16 protein-coding genes are annotated in these 16940 nt (G+C 69.8%); 15 read left to right on the top strand and 1 reads right to left on the bottom strand.

The features are described 5' to 3' along the window. The first annotated feature begins 16 nt into the window (after positions 1-16). From ACSMXV_RS02690 to ACSMXV_RS02640, 11 genes are all read left to right on the top strand, one after another. Complete coding sequence (locus ACSMXV_RS02690) at positions 17-1528, top strand: sugar ABC transporter ATP-binding protein (RefSeq protein WP_473176084.1); 1512 nt, start codon at positions 17-19, stop codon at positions 1526-1528. Further along, positions 1525-2544, top strand: coding sequence for an ABC transporter permease (locus tag ACSMXV_RS02685; protein WP_473176083.1), 1020 nt, complete (start codon positions 1525-1527; stop codon positions 2542-2544). Before ACSMXV_RS02690 ends, ACSMXV_RS02685 begins: the two co-directional genes overlap by 4 nt. 88 nt (positions 2545-2632) lie before the next feature. Further along, positions 2633-3586, top strand: a complete 954-nt coding sequence (locus tag ACSMXV_RS02680; protein WP_473176082.1) for a sugar ABC transporter substrate-binding protein — start codon at positions 2633-2635, stop codon at positions 3584-3586. Positions 3587-3772: 186 nt separating this feature from the next. Continuing rightward, positions 3773-4684, top strand: coding sequence for a LysR family transcriptional regulator (locus tag ACSMXV_RS02675; protein WP_473176081.1), 912 nt, complete (start codon positions 3773-3775; stop codon positions 4682-4684). Between the two features lie 139 nt (positions 4685-4823). Next, complete coding sequence (locus ACSMXV_RS02670; protein WP_473176080.1) at positions 4824-5741, top strand: VOC family protein; 918 nt, start codon at positions 4824-4826, stop codon at positions 5739-5741. A 95-nt stretch (positions 5742-5836) separates the two neighbouring features. Continuing rightward, a complete protein-coding gene (locus ACSMXV_RS02665; RefSeq protein ID WP_473176079.1) occupies positions 5837-7306 on the top strand; it encodes an NAD-dependent succinate-semialdehyde dehydrogenase in 1470 nt (489 codons plus the stop codon). Continuing rightward, complete coding sequence (locus ACSMXV_RS02660; RefSeq protein ID WP_473176078.1) at positions 7303-8103, top strand: fumarylacetoacetate hydrolase family protein; 801 nt, start codon at positions 7303-7305, stop codon at positions 8101-8103. Before ACSMXV_RS02665 ends, ACSMXV_RS02660 begins: the two co-directional genes overlap by 4 nt. Before the next feature lie 23 nt (positions 8104-8126). Beyond that, complete coding sequence (locus ACSMXV_RS02655) at positions 8127-8498, top strand: VOC family protein (RefSeq protein ID WP_473176077.1); 372 nt, start codon at positions 8127-8129, stop codon at positions 8496-8498. A gap of 25 nt (positions 8499-8523) precedes the next feature. Beyond that, entirely contained in the window at positions 8524-9327 is an 804-nt protein-coding gene (locus tag ACSMXV_RS02650; RefSeq protein ID WP_473176076.1) for an alpha/beta fold hydrolase, read from the top strand. Then, positions 9324-9851: a GlcG/HbpS family heme-binding protein gene (locus tag ACSMXV_RS02645; RefSeq protein ID WP_473176075.1), complete on the top strand. Its 528-nt coding sequence runs from the start codon at positions 9324-9326 to the stop codon at positions 9849-9851. Before ACSMXV_RS02650 ends, ACSMXV_RS02645 begins: the two co-directional genes overlap by 4 nt. A 3-nt stretch (positions 9852-9854) precedes the next feature. Next, on the top strand, positions 9855-10904 hold the full coding sequence (locus ACSMXV_RS02640) for a uroporphyrinogen decarboxylase/cobalamine-independent methonine synthase family protein (protein ID WP_473176074.1): 1050 nt from the start codon (positions 9855-9857) through the stop codon (positions 10902-10904). 66 nt (positions 10905-10970) lie between these two features. Here the strand turns inward: ACSMXV_RS02640 and ACSMXV_RS02635 are convergent, their stop codons facing one another. Further along, a complete protein-coding gene (locus ACSMXV_RS02635) occupies positions 10971-11258 on the bottom strand; it encodes a putative quinol monooxygenase (RefSeq protein ID WP_473176073.1) in 288 nt (95 codons plus the stop codon). A 226-nt stretch (positions 11259-11484) separates the two neighbouring features. On the opposite strand from ACSMXV_RS02635, the gene ACSMXV_RS02630 reads away from it, so the two are divergent. From ACSMXV_RS02630 to ACSMXV_RS02615, 4 genes are all read left to right on the top strand, one after another. Further along, positions 11485-12933 carry an aldehyde dehydrogenase family protein gene (locus tag ACSMXV_RS02630; protein WP_473176072.1) on the top strand — a complete coding sequence of 483 codons (1449 nt, stop codon included), beginning with the start codon at positions 11485-11487 and terminating at the stop codon, positions 12931-12933. 54 nt (positions 12934-12987) lie between these two features. After that, a complete protein-coding gene (gene lhgO / locus ACSMXV_RS02625) occupies positions 12988-14187 on the top strand; it encodes an L-2-hydroxyglutarate oxidase (protein ID WP_473176071.1) in 1200 nt (399 codons plus the stop codon). 142 nt (positions 14188-14329) lie between these two features. Next, positions 14330-15190: an amidohydrolase family protein gene (locus ACSMXV_RS02620; protein ID WP_473176070.1), complete on the top strand. Its 861-nt coding sequence runs from the start codon at positions 14330-14332 to the stop codon at positions 15188-15190. A 13-nt stretch (positions 15191-15203) separates the two neighbouring features. Next, positions 15204-16922 (top strand): thiamine pyrophosphate-dependent enzyme, encoded by a 1719-nt coding sequence (locus tag ACSMXV_RS02615; protein WP_473176069.1) that lies wholly within the window; start codon positions 15204-15206, stop codon positions 16920-16922. Positions 16923-16940: the final 18 nt, after the last annotated feature.

Here is a 16940-nt window from a genome sequence, read left to right as displayed (position 1 = left end):
AGGAGGGACCGACGCGATGGCGACGGCACCGGACGAGGGCCGCGCGCCCCTGGTGCGGGTACGCGGCGTCACCAAGAGGTTCGGCGGCGCGGCCGCGCTCAAGGGCGTCGGCCTGGAGCTGCACCCGGGCGAGGTGCACGCGCTGATGGGCATGAACGGGGCCGGCAAGTCCACCCTCGTCCAGGTCCTGTGCGGCGTCCACCAGCCCGACGAGGGAACCCTCGAGGTCTCCGGCCAGGCGCACTCCTCGCTGAGCGTGCGCCGCGCCCGGCACCTGGGCATCAGCATGGTTCCGCAGCGCCGCGAACTGGCCATGGGGCTCACCGTCGCCGAGAACGTCATGCTCGGCGCGCTGCCCCGGCGGCGCGGCACCGTGCACTGGACCTCGGTCCGCGAACAGGCCGCGCGCGCCCTGGCCGACCTCGGCATCGCCATCGACGTCACGCGCCCGGCGGGCGAGCTGACCGTGGCCGAGCAGACCATGGTAGAGGTGGCCCGCGAGGTCCGCCGCGGCGGCCGCGTCCTGATCCTGGACGAGCCCACCGCCTGCCTCGGGGCCAAGGACGCGGCCAGGATCCGGGAACTGGTGCGCACCCTGCGCGACGAGGGCGTCGCCGTCGTCTACATCTCGCACTACATCGACGAGGTGCTGGCGGTCGCCGACCGGCTCACCGTCCTGCGCGACGGCGAAGTGGTCAACACCGCGCCCGCTGCCGAATTCGACCCCGCGGGTCTTGTGCGCGCCATGGTCGGCCGCGAGGTGGTCTCGCACCGCCCCGAACGGCCCGCTCCCAAGGACGAGATCGGACTCTCCGCGCGCGGTCTCAGCCAGGGCCGGTCGATACGGGAGTTCTCGGTCGAGGTACGCAAGGGCGAGGTCGTCGCCGTCCTCGGTCCCGCCGGGGACGCTCAGTCCCGCCTGTTCGACCTGCTCTCCGGGCGCGTGCGGCCCGAAGACGGCGAACTGAGCGTCGACGGCAGGCCCGTTCCGCTCGGCCGGGTGGCCGCATCCCTCGCCGGCGGGCTGCGCTGCGTCACCGGCGACCGCCGCGCCCTCGGTCTGGTCCAGGGCCTGTCCGTGGACGAGAACCTGATGCTGGCCGAGGACCGCTTCCACCGCAGGCGGCTGCACCGGCGCGGCGAGCTGGCCCGCCGGGCGGCCCCGCGCCGCAGGAGCTACGGCGTCATCACGCTGGGCGGCGACCCGCCGGTCGGCAGCCTGTCCGGCGGCAACCAGCAGAAGGTGCTGCTGGCCAAGTGGCTGGAGACCAACCCTGCCGCCTGCTTCCTGGAAGACCCCACCAACGGCGTGGACGTGGCCGCTGTGGCGGAGATCCACACCCTCGTCGACGAACTGGCCTCGCGCGGCGTCGCCGTGCTGCTCGCCTCCTCCTCGGCGGAAGAGGTCATGCGCCTGGCCGACCGCGTCCTGGTGGTCCGGGCGGGGCGCACCGTCGCGGAGCACGACATCACCGCCATCACCCGCGACGAACTCGTCGCCACCGCACTCGGAGGACAGCCCCAGTGAGCCTCAAGACCCCCTCCGCCGCCCCGGACATGCCGGCGGCCGCGCCGCCCGAGCGCACCGCGTCCCGCCTGACGCCCAAGTCCCTGCTGCGGGTACCGCACGGCGGCCTCATCGTCGTTCTCGTCCTGGTGGCACTCTTCACCGCCCTGAACGCGGACTCGTTCACCAGCTCGCAGAATCTGCTCAACGTGCTGCGCCAGATCAGCGTGACCGCCGTCATCGCGGCCGGGCTGACCCTGCTCATGACCGCGGGCGGCATGGACTTCTCCATGGGCAGCAACGCTGCGGTCACCCTCTCGGTGGCCGCACAGCTCCTCTCGGGAGGGCATTCCACGGCCGTGACCGTCGTCATCAGCCTGCTGCTGGCCTCCGTGATCGGCCTGGTCAACGGGCTGGTGGTGACCTTCACCAGGGTCGCACCGTTCGTCGCGACCCTGGCAACGGCCATGCTCCTTGACGGCGTCGCCCTGCTCGTGCTCAACGGCACGAGCATCTCCATCGGCACCAAGATGTCGGCGCTCGGCAACTCCAAGGTCTTCGGCATCCCGTACCTGCTGATCGTGGCGCTGCTGGTCCTCGCGGCGATCGGCCTGGCCATGCGGTTCACCACCTTCGGCCGCGACGCCTTCGCGATGGGCGGCAACGAGCACGTCGCGCGCCTGAGCGGCATCAACGTCTCCGGGCGCAAGCTCGCCCTGTATGCGCTCGCCGGCGCACTGGCGGGACTGGCCGGCCTGATGCTGCTCTCCCGGCTGGGTGCCGCCGCTCCCAACACGGGAGGCCTGCAACTCCAGCTCACCGCCGTCGCCGCCGTGGTCATCGGCGGCACCTCGCTGGCGGGAGGCCACGGCACCATCCCCGGCACGATCCTCGGCGTGATGTTGCTTGGCGTCGTCGCCAACGCTCTCAACCTGCTCCAGGTCAACAGCTACTACCAGTTCGTGGTGACCGGCGCGGTGCTGCTGCTTGCGGCCATCGTCAACGAGTTCCAGCGCAAGTCCGCGCCAGGCCATTGAGGGGCGCGGCCCGCACGGGCAACTGCCGTCCGGTATCCGCACGTTCCGTACCCACCTTCTCTTCAACGATGCAGGAAAGGCCAACCCCATGAAGCCCATCGCCCGCTCCCGCCGCACCGTCGCGGTCTCGCTCGTCGGCGCCGCCGCCCTGACGCTCTCGGGCTGCGGCTCGGAGACCGGCAGCGCGAGCGATGACTCCGTCACCCTCGGGTTTGTCAACGGCGCCAACACCCACTTCCACTCCTGTCTGCTCAAGTCCGTCGAGCAGACGGCCAAGGACAAAGGCGCCAAGATCTACTCGGCCAACTCCAAGCAGGACGCCGGGACCGAGCTGTCCAACATCGAGGACATGATCTCCCGGAACGTGGACGCCCTGATTGTGCAGACCGTCAACGTCGACGCCCTGGAAGGGGACATAGCCAAGGCCAAGGCCGCGAACATCCCGATCTATCTGACGTCCGTGGCCACTGACGACATGTCAAACGTTCTGGGCGCTGCCGTCGTCGACCTGAAGCAGGTGGGCGCGCTGGACGCCGAGTGGATCTCGAAGGACGCCGGCGGCAAGGACGTCACCGTCGGCATTGTCGCCGGCGCCCCGGGTGCCGCCTCGGACCTGCTGGTCGGAGGCTTCGAGGGAGGCCTGCCGCCCAACGCGAAGGTCGTCGCCAACCAGCCCGGCATGTTCAACCCGGCCAAGGCGCAGGACGTCGCCGAGAACATGATCCAGGCCCACCCCGACCTGGACTATGCCTTCGTCGCCAACGAGGAGATGGCTTTCGCCGTCCGCAAGGCCTTCGACGCCGCCGGCGCCGAGGACGTCAAGATCGTCTCGGTGAACGGCACCGAGGACGGTATCGCCGCCGTCAAGTCCGGAGAGCTCTCCGCGACCGTCGCGAACTCGGCGCTGGTGATCGGGCAGACCGCGGTCGAGAACACTGTGGATCTTCTTGCCGACAAGAAGGTTGACAAGATCAGTAAGGTTCCCCTTACTTTGATCACCAAGGAGAACCTGGACGAGGCGCCGCAGTACTGCCCGAAGTGATACCGGGTGCGGTGCGCCCGTCTCCCTGCACGGCAACGGCTCCGCCGCGCACGGCGCCCCGCCCCTCCCGGGCGCGGACGGCACATCTGCCGCCCGCGCCCGTCGGCACCACCCGCACCACCCGCACCACCCGCACGTTCTACCGGCCCGGGACATGTCAGGCCCAGGGCCAATGGAGGGACCACCATGGACCGCCTGCTCGTCATGCACAGCTTCGTCACCGTCGCCCAAGTGGGCTCCTTCAGCGGCGCGGCCAAGAAGCTCGGCTCCTCGGGGTCCCTCGTCTCCAGACACGTCGCCGAACTTGAGCGGCAGCTGGGCGTACGCCTGGTCAACCGCACCGCCCGCTCGGTGAGCCTCACCGAGCCGGGCCAGCGCTACGCGGCCTTCGCCGCACGCATACTCGACGAAATTGACGCCGAGGACGCCGGCATAGCGCAGCTCCACGACCGCGCCGAAGGAACACTCAGCATCATCTGCCCCAAGTGGATAGGAAGTCTGGATCTGGGCGACGCGATAGCGGCGTTCTCCGCAGCCCACCCGAAAATCCAGGTCCGCTTCGAACTCGGCGGAATATCGGACCGCACCTACGATTTCCTGGACAGCGGATTCGACGTCGCCTTCCACACCCGTGACCTGAGGGACTCCAGTGTCCGGCTGAAAAAGATCGCCTCACTGCCGTTCGTGCTCTGTGCCTCCGGCGACTACCTCGCCGGCAGTGGAACCCTCGAGGAGCCCAACGACATCGGCGCACACGAATGCCTCGTGCACGTCAACGACCCCGTCTGGCGCCTCGGCCACGGACACACCTCGACCCTGCACAAGATCCGCAACATCGCCTTCCAGTCCAACTCCTACATCGCGCTGCAGAAGGCGGCCGTCCACGGCCGCGGCATCGCCTTGCTGCCCCAGCGGCCCGCCTACGATGACCTGGTCTCCGGCGCCCTGGAGGTGCTGCTCCCCGACGTCCCGGTGCCGGACCGCCCGCTGTACGCGATCTACGGTCCCGGGCAAACGACCCCGCGCAAGATCGGCGTATTCCTGGAGTTCCTGACCGACTGGTTCTCCAGGAATCCCATCCCGAGCATCAAGCGATGAGGACGGGCGCAAGGTTCGCAAACAAGGCTTGCAGACCCTGCGCGGCACGGCCGTTGAGGCGGCCTGACAGCACATCTACGATCACCGGGAATCAGTGGCCGGGAGAATTCCTCGGCAGCGAACGGGAAATGAGGAACCGATGGGCATCCAGCGCATAGAGGCGGTCACCTACAGCATCGACAACCTCGAGGAATGCATCCGTTTCTTTACGGACTTCGGCCTTTTCCTGGTGGAACGTACCGACGAGCACGCCGTCTTCGAGACCCTCGCCGGCCAGACCCTTCATTTGGAGACCCGGCCCGGCTCGTGGCTCCCGGATCCCGTCGAGTCCGGCCCCACTCTGCGCGAGGTGGTCTGGGGCGTGGACACCCCCGAAGAGCTGGCCCGCCTTGTGGCCGAGGCGGGGCGCGACCGCAGCGTGCGCGAGAGCGCCGACGGCGTCCACCACACCGTCGACGAGACCGGCTTCGGCGTCGGCCTCACCCTCGCCCGTCCGCGCAAGCTCGCCGTCGAGCCCCGCCCCGCCAACGTCTCGGGCACCGTCCGGCGTTGGAACGCGGCGCTGGAGACCGTGGGCCAGGTCCGCCCGCTGCGCATGTGCCACGTCGCCCTCAACATCCCCAAGCAGGGCCGCGAGGAGGCCGTCGCCTTCTACACCGAGCGCCTCGGCTTCCGCCCCACCGACGTCGTCGAGCCGATGGGCGTCTTCATGCAGGCACCCGGCGACGACGACCAGCACACCTTCCTGCTCTGCCACCGCCCCGACCGGGCCGAGGTCAACCACATCGCCTACGAGGTGCCCGGCTTCGACGACGTCGTCGAGGGCGGCAACCACATGATCGAACGCGGCTGGCGCGAGGCCCGCAAGCTTGGCCGGCACACCATCGGCTCCAACGTCTTCCGCTTCCTGCATGCCCCGTGCGGCGGCAGGGTCGAGTACGCGGCCGATATGGACCGAGTCGACAACAGCTACGAGACCCGCGTGCACAAGACCGCGCCTCCGCACACCATTTGGGCGCTGCGCACCAACCGCGACGCCGAGGCCCCGGCCCGCTGAGCCGAGCCCCCCGGCCTGCTGAGCCGGGACAGGCGCGCGCCGCACCCGGTGTCGCCCCATCTTTTCTTTCGCGAGCCTGAAAGGGCATTGCACCCATGAGCACTGAGACCGTAACCGAGACCGAATACCCCACCGTCAACCTGTATATAGCGGGCGAATGGTGTCAGGGAGGTGCCGGTCAGACCGCCCCCGTCGTCAACCCCGCCACCGAAGAGGCGATCGGCGAGGTCCCGCTCGCCACCACCGACGACCTGGACCGCGCGCTCGCCGCGGCCGAAGAGGGCTTCCGCACCTGGCGCGACACTCCGATCGCCCGCCGCACCGCGATCCTGCACCGCGCCGCCGACCTGCTCACCGAACGCGCCGCCGAAGTCGGCCGGATCATGACCCTGGAGCAGGGCAAGCCGCTCGCCGAGGCCACCGGCGAGGCCCGCCGCGTTGCCGAAACGCTGCGCTGGCACGCCGACGACGCCCGCCGCGCCTACGGCCGTGTCATCCCCTCCGAGCCCGGCACCCTGCTCACCGTGCGCCGCGAACCCGTCGGCCCGGTCGCCGCCTTCACGCCCTGGAACTTCCCGGCTGGCGGCCCGATGCGGAAGATCTCCTCCGCGCTCTCCGCCGGCTGCTCCATCATCATCAAGGCCTCGGAGGAGACCCCCGCCACTGCCTGCGCGCTGGTGCGCTGCTTCGTGGACGCGGGCGTCCCAGCCGGTGCGCTCAACCTCGTCTTCGGAGAGCCCGCCGAGGTCTCGGCCCACCTGATCGCCTCCCCGATCACCCGCCTCGTTGCGTTCACCGGCTCGGTCCCCGTCGGCAAGCTGCTCGCCGCCCAGGCCGGGCAGGTCATGAAGCCGACCCTGATGGAGCTGGGCGGCCACGCCCCGGTGATCGTCTGCGCGGACGCCGATCCCGTCGAGGCCGCCCGCCGCGCCGCCCAGGCCAAGTTCGCCAACGCCGGCCAGGTGTGCACCTCGCCCAGCCGTTTCCTCGTCCACGAGAGCCTCTACGAGGACTTCACCGCCGAGTTCGTAAAGGCCGCAGAGGCGGTCTCGGTCGGCGACGGCCTCACCGAGGGCACCACCATGGGCCCGCTCGCCAACGACCGGCGCCTGGCCGCCCTGGAGCGCCTGACCGCCGACGCCGTCAAGCGCGGCGCCACCGTCCGCACCGGCGGCACCCGCCTGGAGCGGCCCGGCTACTTCTTCGCGCCGACCGTCCTGACCGGCGTCCCCGCTGACGCGGAGCTGATGATCGAGGAGCCCTTCGGTCCGATCGCCCCCATCGTCCCCTTCACCGACCTGAACGAGGCCCTGGCAACCGCCAACTCCCTCCCGTACGGCCTGGCCGCCTACACCTTCACCGAGTCGGCCGCCACCGCCGAGTACGTCACCCGGGAGCTGGAGGCCGGGATCCTCTCCGTGAACCACTGTGGTGGTTCCGTCCACGAGGCCCCCTCCGGTGGCGTCAAGGACAGCGGCTACGGCCGCGAGGGCGGCCCGGAGGCCCTGGACTCCTACCTGATCACCAAGCGGATCTCGCACCGGCTGGGGGCGCCCACCGTATGAGGTATGCCCGGATCGAGATCGACGGGCGGCCGAGCTGGGCCCGGGTCGACGGAGACGTCCTCGAGCTGCTCTCCGGCTCTCCACTCGACTGCATCCCGCAGGTCACCGGCAAGATCCCGGCGGCCGGAGCACGTTGGCTGCCTCCGGTGATCCCGCCCGTCTTCTACGCCGTCGGCATGAACTACACCCGGCACATCGAGCACGCTCGCGCACTCGGCGACGCCAAGGCGGTCATCCCGGAGCGCCCAGAGATCGGCTACCGCGCCAACAACGCGCTCACCGGGCACGGCTCGCCCATCATCAAGCCCAAGGAGGTCACCGGCCGCTTCGAGGCCGAGCCCGAACTGGTCGCCGTCATCGGCCGCACCGTCCGCCACGCCTCGTACGACGAGGCCCGCGAGGCAGTCTTCGGCTGGACCATCGGCAACGACGTCAGCGCGCGCACCTGGCAGCACCAGGACCGTACGTTCTGGCGCAGCAAGAACAGCGACACCTTCAAGCCGATGGGCCCCTGGATCGAGACGTCCGTCGACGCCCTCGCGCAGACCACCGCTCTGCGTGTGAACGGCGAGACGCGCGCCGAGTTCGCCACCGGCGGCATGGTCTTCGACCCCTACGACTTCATCGTCGAGATGAGCCGGCACCTCACCCTGCACCCCGGCGACGTCCTGTGGATGGGCGCCGAGGCCACCTGCCAACTGGAGCCCGGCGACACCGTCGAGATCGAGATCAGCGGCATCGGAGTGCTGTCCAACCTCGTGCAGGAGGAGTCCGCCGAGGAGTCCGTCCGCCCCTGAACACCCCCGAAAGGAAAAGAACGATGAGCAGGGAACCCCGCTACATCCACCACGTCAACTTCCCCACCACCGACCCGGACCGCACCGCCGAGTGGTACGCCAAGGTCTTCGGGATGAAGCGCATCCAGCCCAAGTCCAACACGCGCGTCGTCCTCATGACCCGCGGCAACTTCGACCTGCACTTCACGCCGGTCGAGGAGATGGAGCGGATGGCGCCGTACCACTTCGCCGTCGAGGTCGACGACTGGGACGAGTTCCTGGAGCACCTCAAGGAGCTGGGCATCCGGCACACCCGCCCGATCCAGCGCCCCGAGAACCAGTCCAAGTTCTGCTACATCCACGACCCCGACCACACCATGATCGAGCTGGTCTACCACGCCAAGCGCCCCAACTGACCGGCCCGAACAAGGAGTTACCCCCATGCCCTTCGCCGACTCCGACGGCACCTCCATCTACTACGAGCGCCACGGCAGCGGTCCGGCGATCCTGTTCGTGCACGGTTCCGGCGGCCATCACGCCGCCTGGTGGCAGCAGGTGGCCGCGCTGCGCGACGAGTTCACGGTCGTCACCGTGGACCTGCGCGGCTTCGGCAAGTCCGACGCCCCTACCCCTCCGCACTCGTCGAAGCCCGAGTTCGACGGCCAGGACTTCCCTGGCGACCTCGTCGCCGTCCTCGACAAGGAGGACCTCACCGACGTGATGCTGGTGGGCCAGTCCATCGGCTCCGTCGCCGCCCTGCGCGCAGGACTCACCCGCCCCGAGCGTGTGGGCTCGGTCGTCCTCGGCCACTCCCTCGGCTCCATCGCCCACGCGGAGCTGACCGAGCTCGCCAAGGCCGACCGCGCCGAGGCGGTGAAGCTGCCGGTCATCGACCGGCTGCTCACCAAGCAGTTCCAGCAGGAGCGGCCCGATCTGACGTTCCTGTTCCACCAGATGGGCACGTTCAACGTCGCCAAGATGGCCGACCTGCGCAACCTCGACACCAACGGCCCGACCCTCGACGAGATCAAGGCCTCCGGTCTGAAGGTCGCCTTCCTCGCGGGCGAGAAGGACGCCGTCCTGAGCGTCAAGACCGTCCAGCGCGCCCACGAGCTGGTCGAGGGCTCGCACCTCGAGATCGTCGAGGACGCTCCCCACTCCATGTACTGGGAGGCCCCCGAGAAGTACAACGCCGCGGTCGCGAAGCTCCGCCGCCTGTTCACCACCCAGAAGGAAGCAGCATGAGCAAGCTCACCCTCGACGCAGCCGAAGAGATCATCGACGCCTGCTTCAAGCGCGGCCAGGCCGTCGGCAAGGCGTTCAGCGTCGCCGTGGTGGACGCCGGCGGTTTCGTCGTCGCCATCCGCCGCTCGGACGGCGCCCGCCCGCTTACCCCCGACATAGCGCGCGCCAAGGCCTACACAGCCGCTGTGATGCAGCGACCCGGCAAGATGCTGAAGAAGTGGCAGGAGAGCCAGCCGGTGTTCTTCTCGCAGCTCTCCCAGCTCCCCGGCGCCGCGCTGCCGATCATGGCCACCGAGGGCAGCGTCACCATCAAGAAGGACGGCGAGATCATCGGCGGCCTCGGCGTCGCCGGCGGCACGGCGGGGGAGGACCAGCAGGTCGCCGACGAGGTCCTCGAATCCCTCGGTTACGAGCTGGAGTTCTCGGCGTGGGGCGTCGCCGCTCAGCAGGGCGGGGCTCAGCAGGGCGGTTCCGAGCAGGTCGGTCCTCAGCAGGTCGGTTCTCAGCAGGACGGAAGGGACTGAGCCATGGCGGATACGTTCAACTACCGCATCGACCACCACGGAAGCCTGGTCCGTCCCGTCGAACTCCTCGCCGCCCGCGAGCAGTTCGCCCGCGGCGAGATCGACGAGGCGGCCCTCCGCGAGGCCGAGCACGCGGCGGTGAAGGAGGCGGTGGTCCTCCAGCGCAAGCTGCGCTCCACGGTGGTCACCGACGGCGACTTCCCGCGCGAGGACTTCCGCAGCGCCGTCTTCGACGGCGTATCCGGCTTCCGCCGCACGGAGGAGACGGTGCACGGCCTCCCGCGCTGGGTGGCGGAGTCCCTGCCGAAGGGGAAGGGCGCGCTGCTCGCCGACTGGGCGGGCACGGTGGCCGGCCTCACGCAGATCGCCGCCAAGGCGTCGCTGCCGTCGCCGGCGTATCTGGCCGCCACCTGCTTCGAGCCGGGACTCGCCGGCTCCGGCGGTCCCGCCTCGGCGCGCGAACTCGGCGAGGCGCTGGCGGAGATCATCCAGGCGGAGATCGAGCTGCTCGTGGCGCGCGGCGTGAAGCTGATCCAGCTCAACAACCCGCTCCTGCTCGCCCAGACCGCCCCCGAGGCCCCCTCGGCGGGAGCGCTCTCACTCGAGGACGCCCTCGCCGTCGAGGCCATCGCCGTCCGTCTCGACACTCGCTCCGAGGGCGTACGGATCGGCCTCTGCCCCGGCTGGGAGGCCCCCGCCGCGGTGGACCGCGCCAAGGCCGAGCGGCTGTACGGCGTCCCGGCGGACCGCTGGGTCCTGCCGTACTACCAGGGCACCGCAGCCGAGCTGGATCTGCTCAAGTCCCTGCCCGAGGACCGGGACGTGTGTCTCACCGTGGTCGACGCGGCCGTCCCCGAACTCGAGGACATCGACACGGTGATGACCCGTATCGACGCCGCTGCCGAGGTCAAGGACATCGAGGACATGGCGATCGCGCCCTCGCGCGGCTTCGCCGACTCGGCCACACGCCCGCTGCTCGGCGCCGAGGACCAGCGCCGCAAGCTCGTCCTGGTCGAGACTCTCGCCCGCTACTGCTGGGGCAACGAGTTCTGACACCGTGGCAGCAGCCGGGGCCGGGAAGCGTGCAAGCCTCCCGGCCCCGTGGCCGTTTCGCCGATCCTACAGGACCTCGGCGAAGGTCACCGTGCGCTCGGTGAGCAGGGGCCGCACCGTGCGCACGATCAGCTCGTCGAAGTAGTCCGCAGCCGCGTGCGCGTCGAACCCGGCGCGATCCTTGTACTGCTCGTACAGCACGAACCCGCCCGGTCGGCCCTCCTCGGCGTGTACCTGGTACGCCAGATTGCCGGGCTCCGTCCGCGTGTGCTCGCGCATCTTCAGCAGCGCCGCGCGCACGGTGGCCTCGTCGGCGGGCTCGCAGCGGTAGTGGGCGACGACTGCGTAAGCCATGGGTCTCCTCCTTGATCTACGGGATCGGGCCCGCCGATTCCAGCACGGGCCGCGCGCCGTACGGCACGCGTGCAGCGCAAGCAATGCCTGCCCCCGCGGGGCTGGTGGCCCGCTCCCACATGGTGTGTTGTCGCATCCGGCCCGTACGGCCGCTCCCTGTCCCGTACGGCCGCTCCCTGTGCAGACCGCGGACCCGCACCGCGGCGGACGAAGGAAGTGATCTTCAATGCGTACCCTGGAAGCGCTCTCCGGCGGAGAGTGGGTGGCTACCGGAGAGTGGATCGACGTCCATGACCCGGCCGACATCCGCACCCCGATCGCCCGGATTCCGGCCCTCGCCGCCAAGGACGTCACCCGGGCCTACGACCACGCCGAGCGCGGCTTCGCCGTCTGGAAGCGCACCAGCCCCTTCGAGCGGGCCCGGATCTTCACCGACGCGGCACGGCTGATCCGCGAGCGGGTCGAGGAGATCGCGGCCGACGTCACCGCCGAGAACGGCAAGACCCTGGCCGAGGCCCGCGGTGAGACCCTGAAGGCCGCCGACTTCCTCGAGTACTACGCGGGGTTGGCCCGTCAGGGCTACGGCACGCTGCTGCACGACGCCCGCCCCGACACCCGTACTCACACCCAGCGCGAGCCCATCGGCGTGATCCTCGTGATCAGCCCATGGAACGACCCGCTGATCACCCCGGCCCGCAAGCTCGCCCCGCTGCTCGCCGCCGGCAACGCGGCCGTCTTCAAGCCGGCCACCGAGACCCCGCTCTCCGGCCTGCACTTCGCCCGCGCCCTGCACGACGCGGGCCTGCCGGCCGGTGTCCTGAACGTGGTGACGGGCCGCACGGCCGAGATCGAGGAGGCGCTCCTCGACGACCCGCGGATCGCCGGCATCACCTTCACCGGCTCCAACGCGGTGGGCAACCGGATCCGCCGCCGCCTCGCCGACCGCAACGTCCGCTTCCAGGGCGAACTCGGCGGCAAGAACGCCTCCGTCGTCCTGAAGGACGCCGATCTGCCCACGGCCGCGAAGGCCGTCGTCGCCGCATCCTTCGGCCAGGCCGGTCAGCGGTGCACCGCCACCAGCAGGGTCATCGTCGAGCAGCCGGTGTACGAGGAGGTCACCCGCCTGCTGGTCGCCGAGGTCCAGGCACTGACGATCGGCCCGGGCAGCGACCGGGCCACCACCCTGTGCCCGCTGTCCAGCCCGAAACAGCGCGACTCCGTCCTCGCCGACCTCCGCCGCGCCGTCGAGCAGGGCGCCACCGTCCTCATCGGCGGCCAGGCGGACACCGAGGGCGACCGGGCGCACGGCTGCTATGTGCAGCCGACCGTGCTCGCCGACGTCACGCCCCAGACGGCGATCTGGCGCGAGGAGGTCTTCGGCCCGGTCCTCGCCGTCCGCGCGGTCGACGACTTCCCGGGGGCCGTCGAGGCCGTCAACGACTCCGACTTCGGTCTCGCCGCCGCCGTCTTCACTCGCGACCTCGCCTCCGCCTACCGCTTCGCGGACGAGGCCGAGTGCGGGCAGATCGCGGTGAACACCACCACCACAGGCTGGGACGTGCACCTGCCCTTCGGCGGGTTCCGCGATTCCGGCACGGCCTACAAGGAGCAGGGCGAAGAGGTCCTGCGCTTCTCCACCCGGGTCAAGACCGTCGCCATCCACTTCGGCGCCTGACGACCGGGACCCGCAGGACCAGCGGGATCCGCAAGACAAGAGAGGAGCATGCCGATGGCTGACGAGACGATCGGCATCGTCGGCGCCGGCATCGTGGGTCTGGCCACGGCCCGCGAGATCGCCCTGCGCCGCCCCGGCACCCGCGTCGTGGTGCTGGAGAAGGAGCAGGAGGTCGCCGTCCACCAGACCGGCCACAACTCGGGCGTGGTGCACGCCGGCATCTACTACGCGCCGGGCAGCCTCAAGGCCGACCTGACCGTGCGCGGCGTGTCCCTGCTGCGCGAGTACTGCCAGGACCGGGCGCTCCCGTACCGAGAGATCGGCAAGCTGGTGGTGGCGGTCCGCGAGGACGAGCTCGGCCGCATGGAGAACCTCTACGAGCGGGCCAGGAACAACCACGTGCCCGACTTGAGGAAGATCTCCAAGGAGGAGATCAAGGAGATCGAGCCGAACGCCGGCGGCGTCGCGGCCCTGCACTCCCCGTACACCGCGATCACCGACTACCCGGCGATCGCCCGGGCGTTCGCCAAGGACATCGTCGACTCGGGCGGCGAGGTGAGGCTCGGCTTCCCTGTCACCGGCATCACCAACGTGCCCGGCGGGATCGAGGTGGCGTCAGGTCAGCAGCGGGTGCGTGTGGACCGCCTGATCCTCTGCGCGGGCCTGCACTCGGACTCCGTCGCAAAGCTCGCCCAGGACAAGCAGGAGCCGAAGATCATCCCGTTTCGGGGCGAGTACATGCTGCTCAAGCCGGGGAAGACGGACCTGGTGCGGGGGCTCATCTACCCGGTGCCGGACCCGCGTTACCCCTTCCTCGGCGTGCACTTCACCCCCCGGGTCGACGGCTCGGTGGAGGTCGGGCCCAATGCCGTCCTGGCCCTGGCCAGAGAGGGCTACAGACTCGGCAGGATCTCGCCCAGGGACCTGATCGGCCTCGCCGCCTACCGCGGTTCCTGGAAGATGGCCGCCCAGCACTGGCGGACCGGCATCAGGGAGTACCGCGGTTCGCTCTCCATGACGGCCTTCATGAAGGACGCCAAGCTGTACGTCCCCGGCGTCGGCGCCGAAGACGTGGTCCGTGGCGGCGCGGGCGTACGCGCCCAGGCCCTGGACCGGGACGGCACTCTGGTGGACGACTTCCGCATCCACCAGGTGGGCCGGATCACCGCCGTGCGCAACGCTCCCTCGCCGGCGGCAACCGCCTCCATGGCGATCGCCGAGCACATCGTCGACGCCGTCTTCGGCGACTCCTGAAGCAGTCTCAAAATGCCCTGCGTACAGCGCACTTCCGCGCAACAACAGCTTGCGCTCCCAGGGCTCGGCAAGGCCTCACGGTCCGCCTAGCGTTCCTTCCCGCACCACCCCACCACCCTCTTCGAGAGAAAGAGCTGAACCCATGTTCGTTGTCGACACGCAGATCCACATCTGGAAGGAAGAGACCCCGGACCGCCCCTGGGTCCCGGGCGCGCGTGAGCGGATCCGCCTCAACGGCCACCGCGAGGACCCCTTCTCGTACGAGGAGGCCCTCGAGCTGATGGACGAGGCCGGCGTCAACCGCGCGTTGATCCTGCCGCCGTCCTGGGAGGGCGACCGCATCGACTACGCCCTCGAGGCTTGTGAGGCCCACCCGGACCGCTTCGGCATCATGGCCCGCATTCCGCAGAACAAGCCCGAAGAGGGCAAGGCCATGCTGAAGGACTTCGCCCAGAACCCGTACGTCAAGGGCACCCGTCTCACCTTCCACCGGCCGATCGACCGCAACTGGATGATCGACGGCACCAACGACTGGTACTGGCCGATAGCCGAGGAGCTGCGCATCCCCACCATGGTCCACGCCCCGATCTGGAAGCGTGAGCTCGGCCAGATCGCCGAGAAGCACCCCGAGCTGAAGATCATCATCGATCACATGGGCATCATGGCCCGCTGCGTCGACGACGCGATCGGCTACTGGGTACAGGAGACCGCCGACCTGGCCGCGCACCCCAACATCTACGTGAAGGTGTCGGCGCTCCCGGGCTACTCGACGCAGCCCTTCCCGAACAACAACATCCAGAAGTACGTGCGCGAGATGGTCGACAAGATGGGCCCGCAGCGCTGCTTCTACGGCACTGACATCACACGCCTGCTCGGCCACGGCATCACCTACACCGACACCATCGAGCAGTTCACCAAGCACTGGGACTTCACGCCCGAGGAGCTTGAATGGATCATGGGCCGCGGCATCTCCGAGGTCCTGAACTGGCCGATCGAGGGCTGAGGAAACACCAGAGATGACGGACACCAACAACACGCCAGGCGCCGACGGCGGTGACGCCGTCGTCTCCGCCTTCAACGCCGTCGGCGCCGACTACATCTTCTGCTCATCGGGGTCCGAGTGGGCCCCGGTGTGGGAGTCCATCGCCCGGCGGCACCGAGACGGTGAGCCCGCGCCGGAGTACCTGGACCTCACCCACGAGACCGTCGCGGTCGGCATGGCGACCGGCTACGGACTGGTCAAGCGCCGCCCGCAGGGCGTGCTCCTGCACGCGGCTCCCGGGCTGCTGCAGGGCTCGATGGCCATGCACGGGGCGCTCCTCGCCGGCGTCCCGATGGTGGTCACCTCCTCGGAGTCGGCCACGTACGGCGACGCTCCCGGCCACGACCCGGGCGGCCAGTGGTACCGCAACCTGTCGATCGTGGGCGGCCCGCACAACATCGCGCAGCCGTTCACCAAGTGGTCCAACGAGGCCGCCAGCGTCCACACCCTGCCCACGATGATCACGCGGGCGGCGGAACTGGCCTGGCGGGCCCCCGCGGGCCCGGCGTACCTGAACATCCCGCTGGAGATCCTCCTTGAGGAGTGGGACGGCCGTGAGGCCAAACCCATCGTGCAGCCGGGCTCCACGCACAGCTCGCCCGAAGAGGTCGACCCCGTCGCCCAGATGATCCGCGAGGCGGCCAACCCCGTGATCGTCACGGAGACGGCCGGCCGTGAGGCAGGCGGCTTCGAGGCCCTGGTCGCCTTCGCCGAGGCGTGGCACATCCCGGTCGTGGAGCCCGACTCGGCGGTGTGCGGCAACTTCCCGCGCACCCACCCGCTGCACGCGGGCAGCGACATCGGGCCGTGGATGGACGAGGCGGACCTGATCCTGCTGGTCAACTGCCGGGCTCCCTTCTACCCGCCGTCGCGCCGCCCCACCAAGGCGAAGATCGTCGTCATCGACGAGGTCCCGCAGCGCCCGCACGTTGTCTACCAAGTCCTTTTTGCGGACAAGTACTTGGAAGGCAACGTCGCCAACACGCTCCGGCAGCTCACCAAGCGCGCCAAGAACGTCGACGAGGCTGTCGAGGCTGCCGTCGCCGCGCGCCGAGCGGCGCAGGAGGAGCGGCACGCCGCCGAGCAGGCCGCCATCGCCGGCGCCGAGGCCAAGGCCGACGAGGCCGAGGGCATCGACCCGGTGCTCGTCGCCGCGACCCTGCGCAAGCTCCTCGACGGCCAGAACGTGATCGTCGTCGACGAGACGATCACGCACAGCCGTGTCGTCAAGCGCCACGTCCAGGCCTCCGACCCCGACTCGTACTTCTACGTGCAGGGCGGACTCGGCCAGGGCATCGCGGTGGCGCTCGGCGTCAAGCTCGCCGCGAAGGAGCGGCCCGTGGTGCTCACGATCGGCGACGGCGCGTTCGCGTACAACCCGGTCATCCAGTCGTACGACGCCGCCAAGGCGTACGACCTGCCGCTGCTGATCGTGGTGTTCAACAACCGTGTCTACAAGTCGATGAACCTCAACCACCGCAGGTTCTACCCCGAGGGCGCGGCGGCCGAGACCGGCGAGTGGCTCGGCACCGACCTGCACCGGCTGCCCCGGCTCGCGCAGTTCGCCGAGCCGTTCGGCATGCACACCGAGACCGTCGACACGCCGGACGCGCTCGGGCCCGCGCTGGAGCGCGCCCTCAAGGCCGTGGCAGAGGGCACCACCGCCGTCGTCGACGTTCTCGTCACCCGCTGACCCAGGAGGCACCCGCCA

Source organism: Streptomyces sp. DSM 42067, assembly GCF_055792885.1.
The sequence above is the reverse complement of the archived record's forward strand: the minus strand, read 5'-3'. Positions and strand labels throughout refer to the sequence as shown.

Coding starts and splice junctions, on each gene's coding strand:
- ACSMXV_RS02690 (WP_473176084.1), top strand. CDS start 17: ATGGCGACGGCACCGGACGAGGGCCGCGCGCCCCTGGTGCGGGTACGC.
- ACSMXV_RS02680 (WP_473176082.1), top strand. CDS start 2,633: ATGAAGCCCATCGCCCGCTCCCGCCGCACCGTCGCGGTCTCGCTCGTC.
- ACSMXV_RS02675 (WP_473176081.1), top strand. CDS start 3,773: ATGGACCGCCTGCTCGTCATGCACAGCTTCGTCACCGTCGCCCAAGTG.
- ACSMXV_RS02670 (WP_473176080.1), top strand. CDS start 4,824: ATGGGCATCCAGCGCATAGAGGCGGTCACCTACAGCATCGACAACCTC.
- ACSMXV_RS02665 (WP_473176079.1), top strand. CDS start 5,837: ATGAGCACTGAGACCGTAACCGAGACCGAATACCCCACCGTCAACCTG.
- ACSMXV_RS02660 (WP_473176078.1), top strand. CDS start 7,303: ATGAGGTATGCCCGGATCGAGATCGACGGGCGGCCGAGCTGGGCCCGG.
- ACSMXV_RS02655 (WP_473176077.1), top strand. CDS start 8,127: ATGAGCAGGGAACCCCGCTACATCCACCACGTCAACTTCCCCACCACC.
- ACSMXV_RS02650 (WP_473176076.1), top strand. CDS start 8,524: ATGCCCTTCGCCGACTCCGACGGCACCTCCATCTACTACGAGCGCCAC.
- ACSMXV_RS02645 (WP_473176075.1), top strand. CDS start 9,324: ATGAGCAAGCTCACCCTCGACGCAGCCGAAGAGATCATCGACGCCTGC.
- ACSMXV_RS02640 (WP_473176074.1), top strand. CDS start 9,855: ATGGCGGATACGTTCAACTACCGCATCGACCACCACGGAAGCCTGGTC.
- ACSMXV_RS02635 (WP_473176073.1), bottom strand. CDS start 11,258: ATGGCTTACGCAGTCGTCGCCCACTACCGCTGCGAGCCCGCCGACGAG.
- ACSMXV_RS02630 (WP_473176072.1), top strand. CDS start 11,485: ATGCGTACCCTGGAAGCGCTCTCCGGCGGAGAGTGGGTGGCTACCGGA.
- lhgO (WP_473176071.1), top strand. CDS start 12,988: ATGGCTGACGAGACGATCGGCATCGTCGGCGCCGGCATCGTGGGTCTG.
- ACSMXV_RS02620 (WP_473176070.1), top strand. CDS start 14,330: ATGTTCGTTGTCGACACGCAGATCCACATCTGGAAGGAAGAGACCCCG.
- ACSMXV_RS02615 (WP_473176069.1), top strand. CDS start 15,204: ATGACGGACACCAACAACACGCCAGGCGCCGACGGCGGTGACGCCGTC.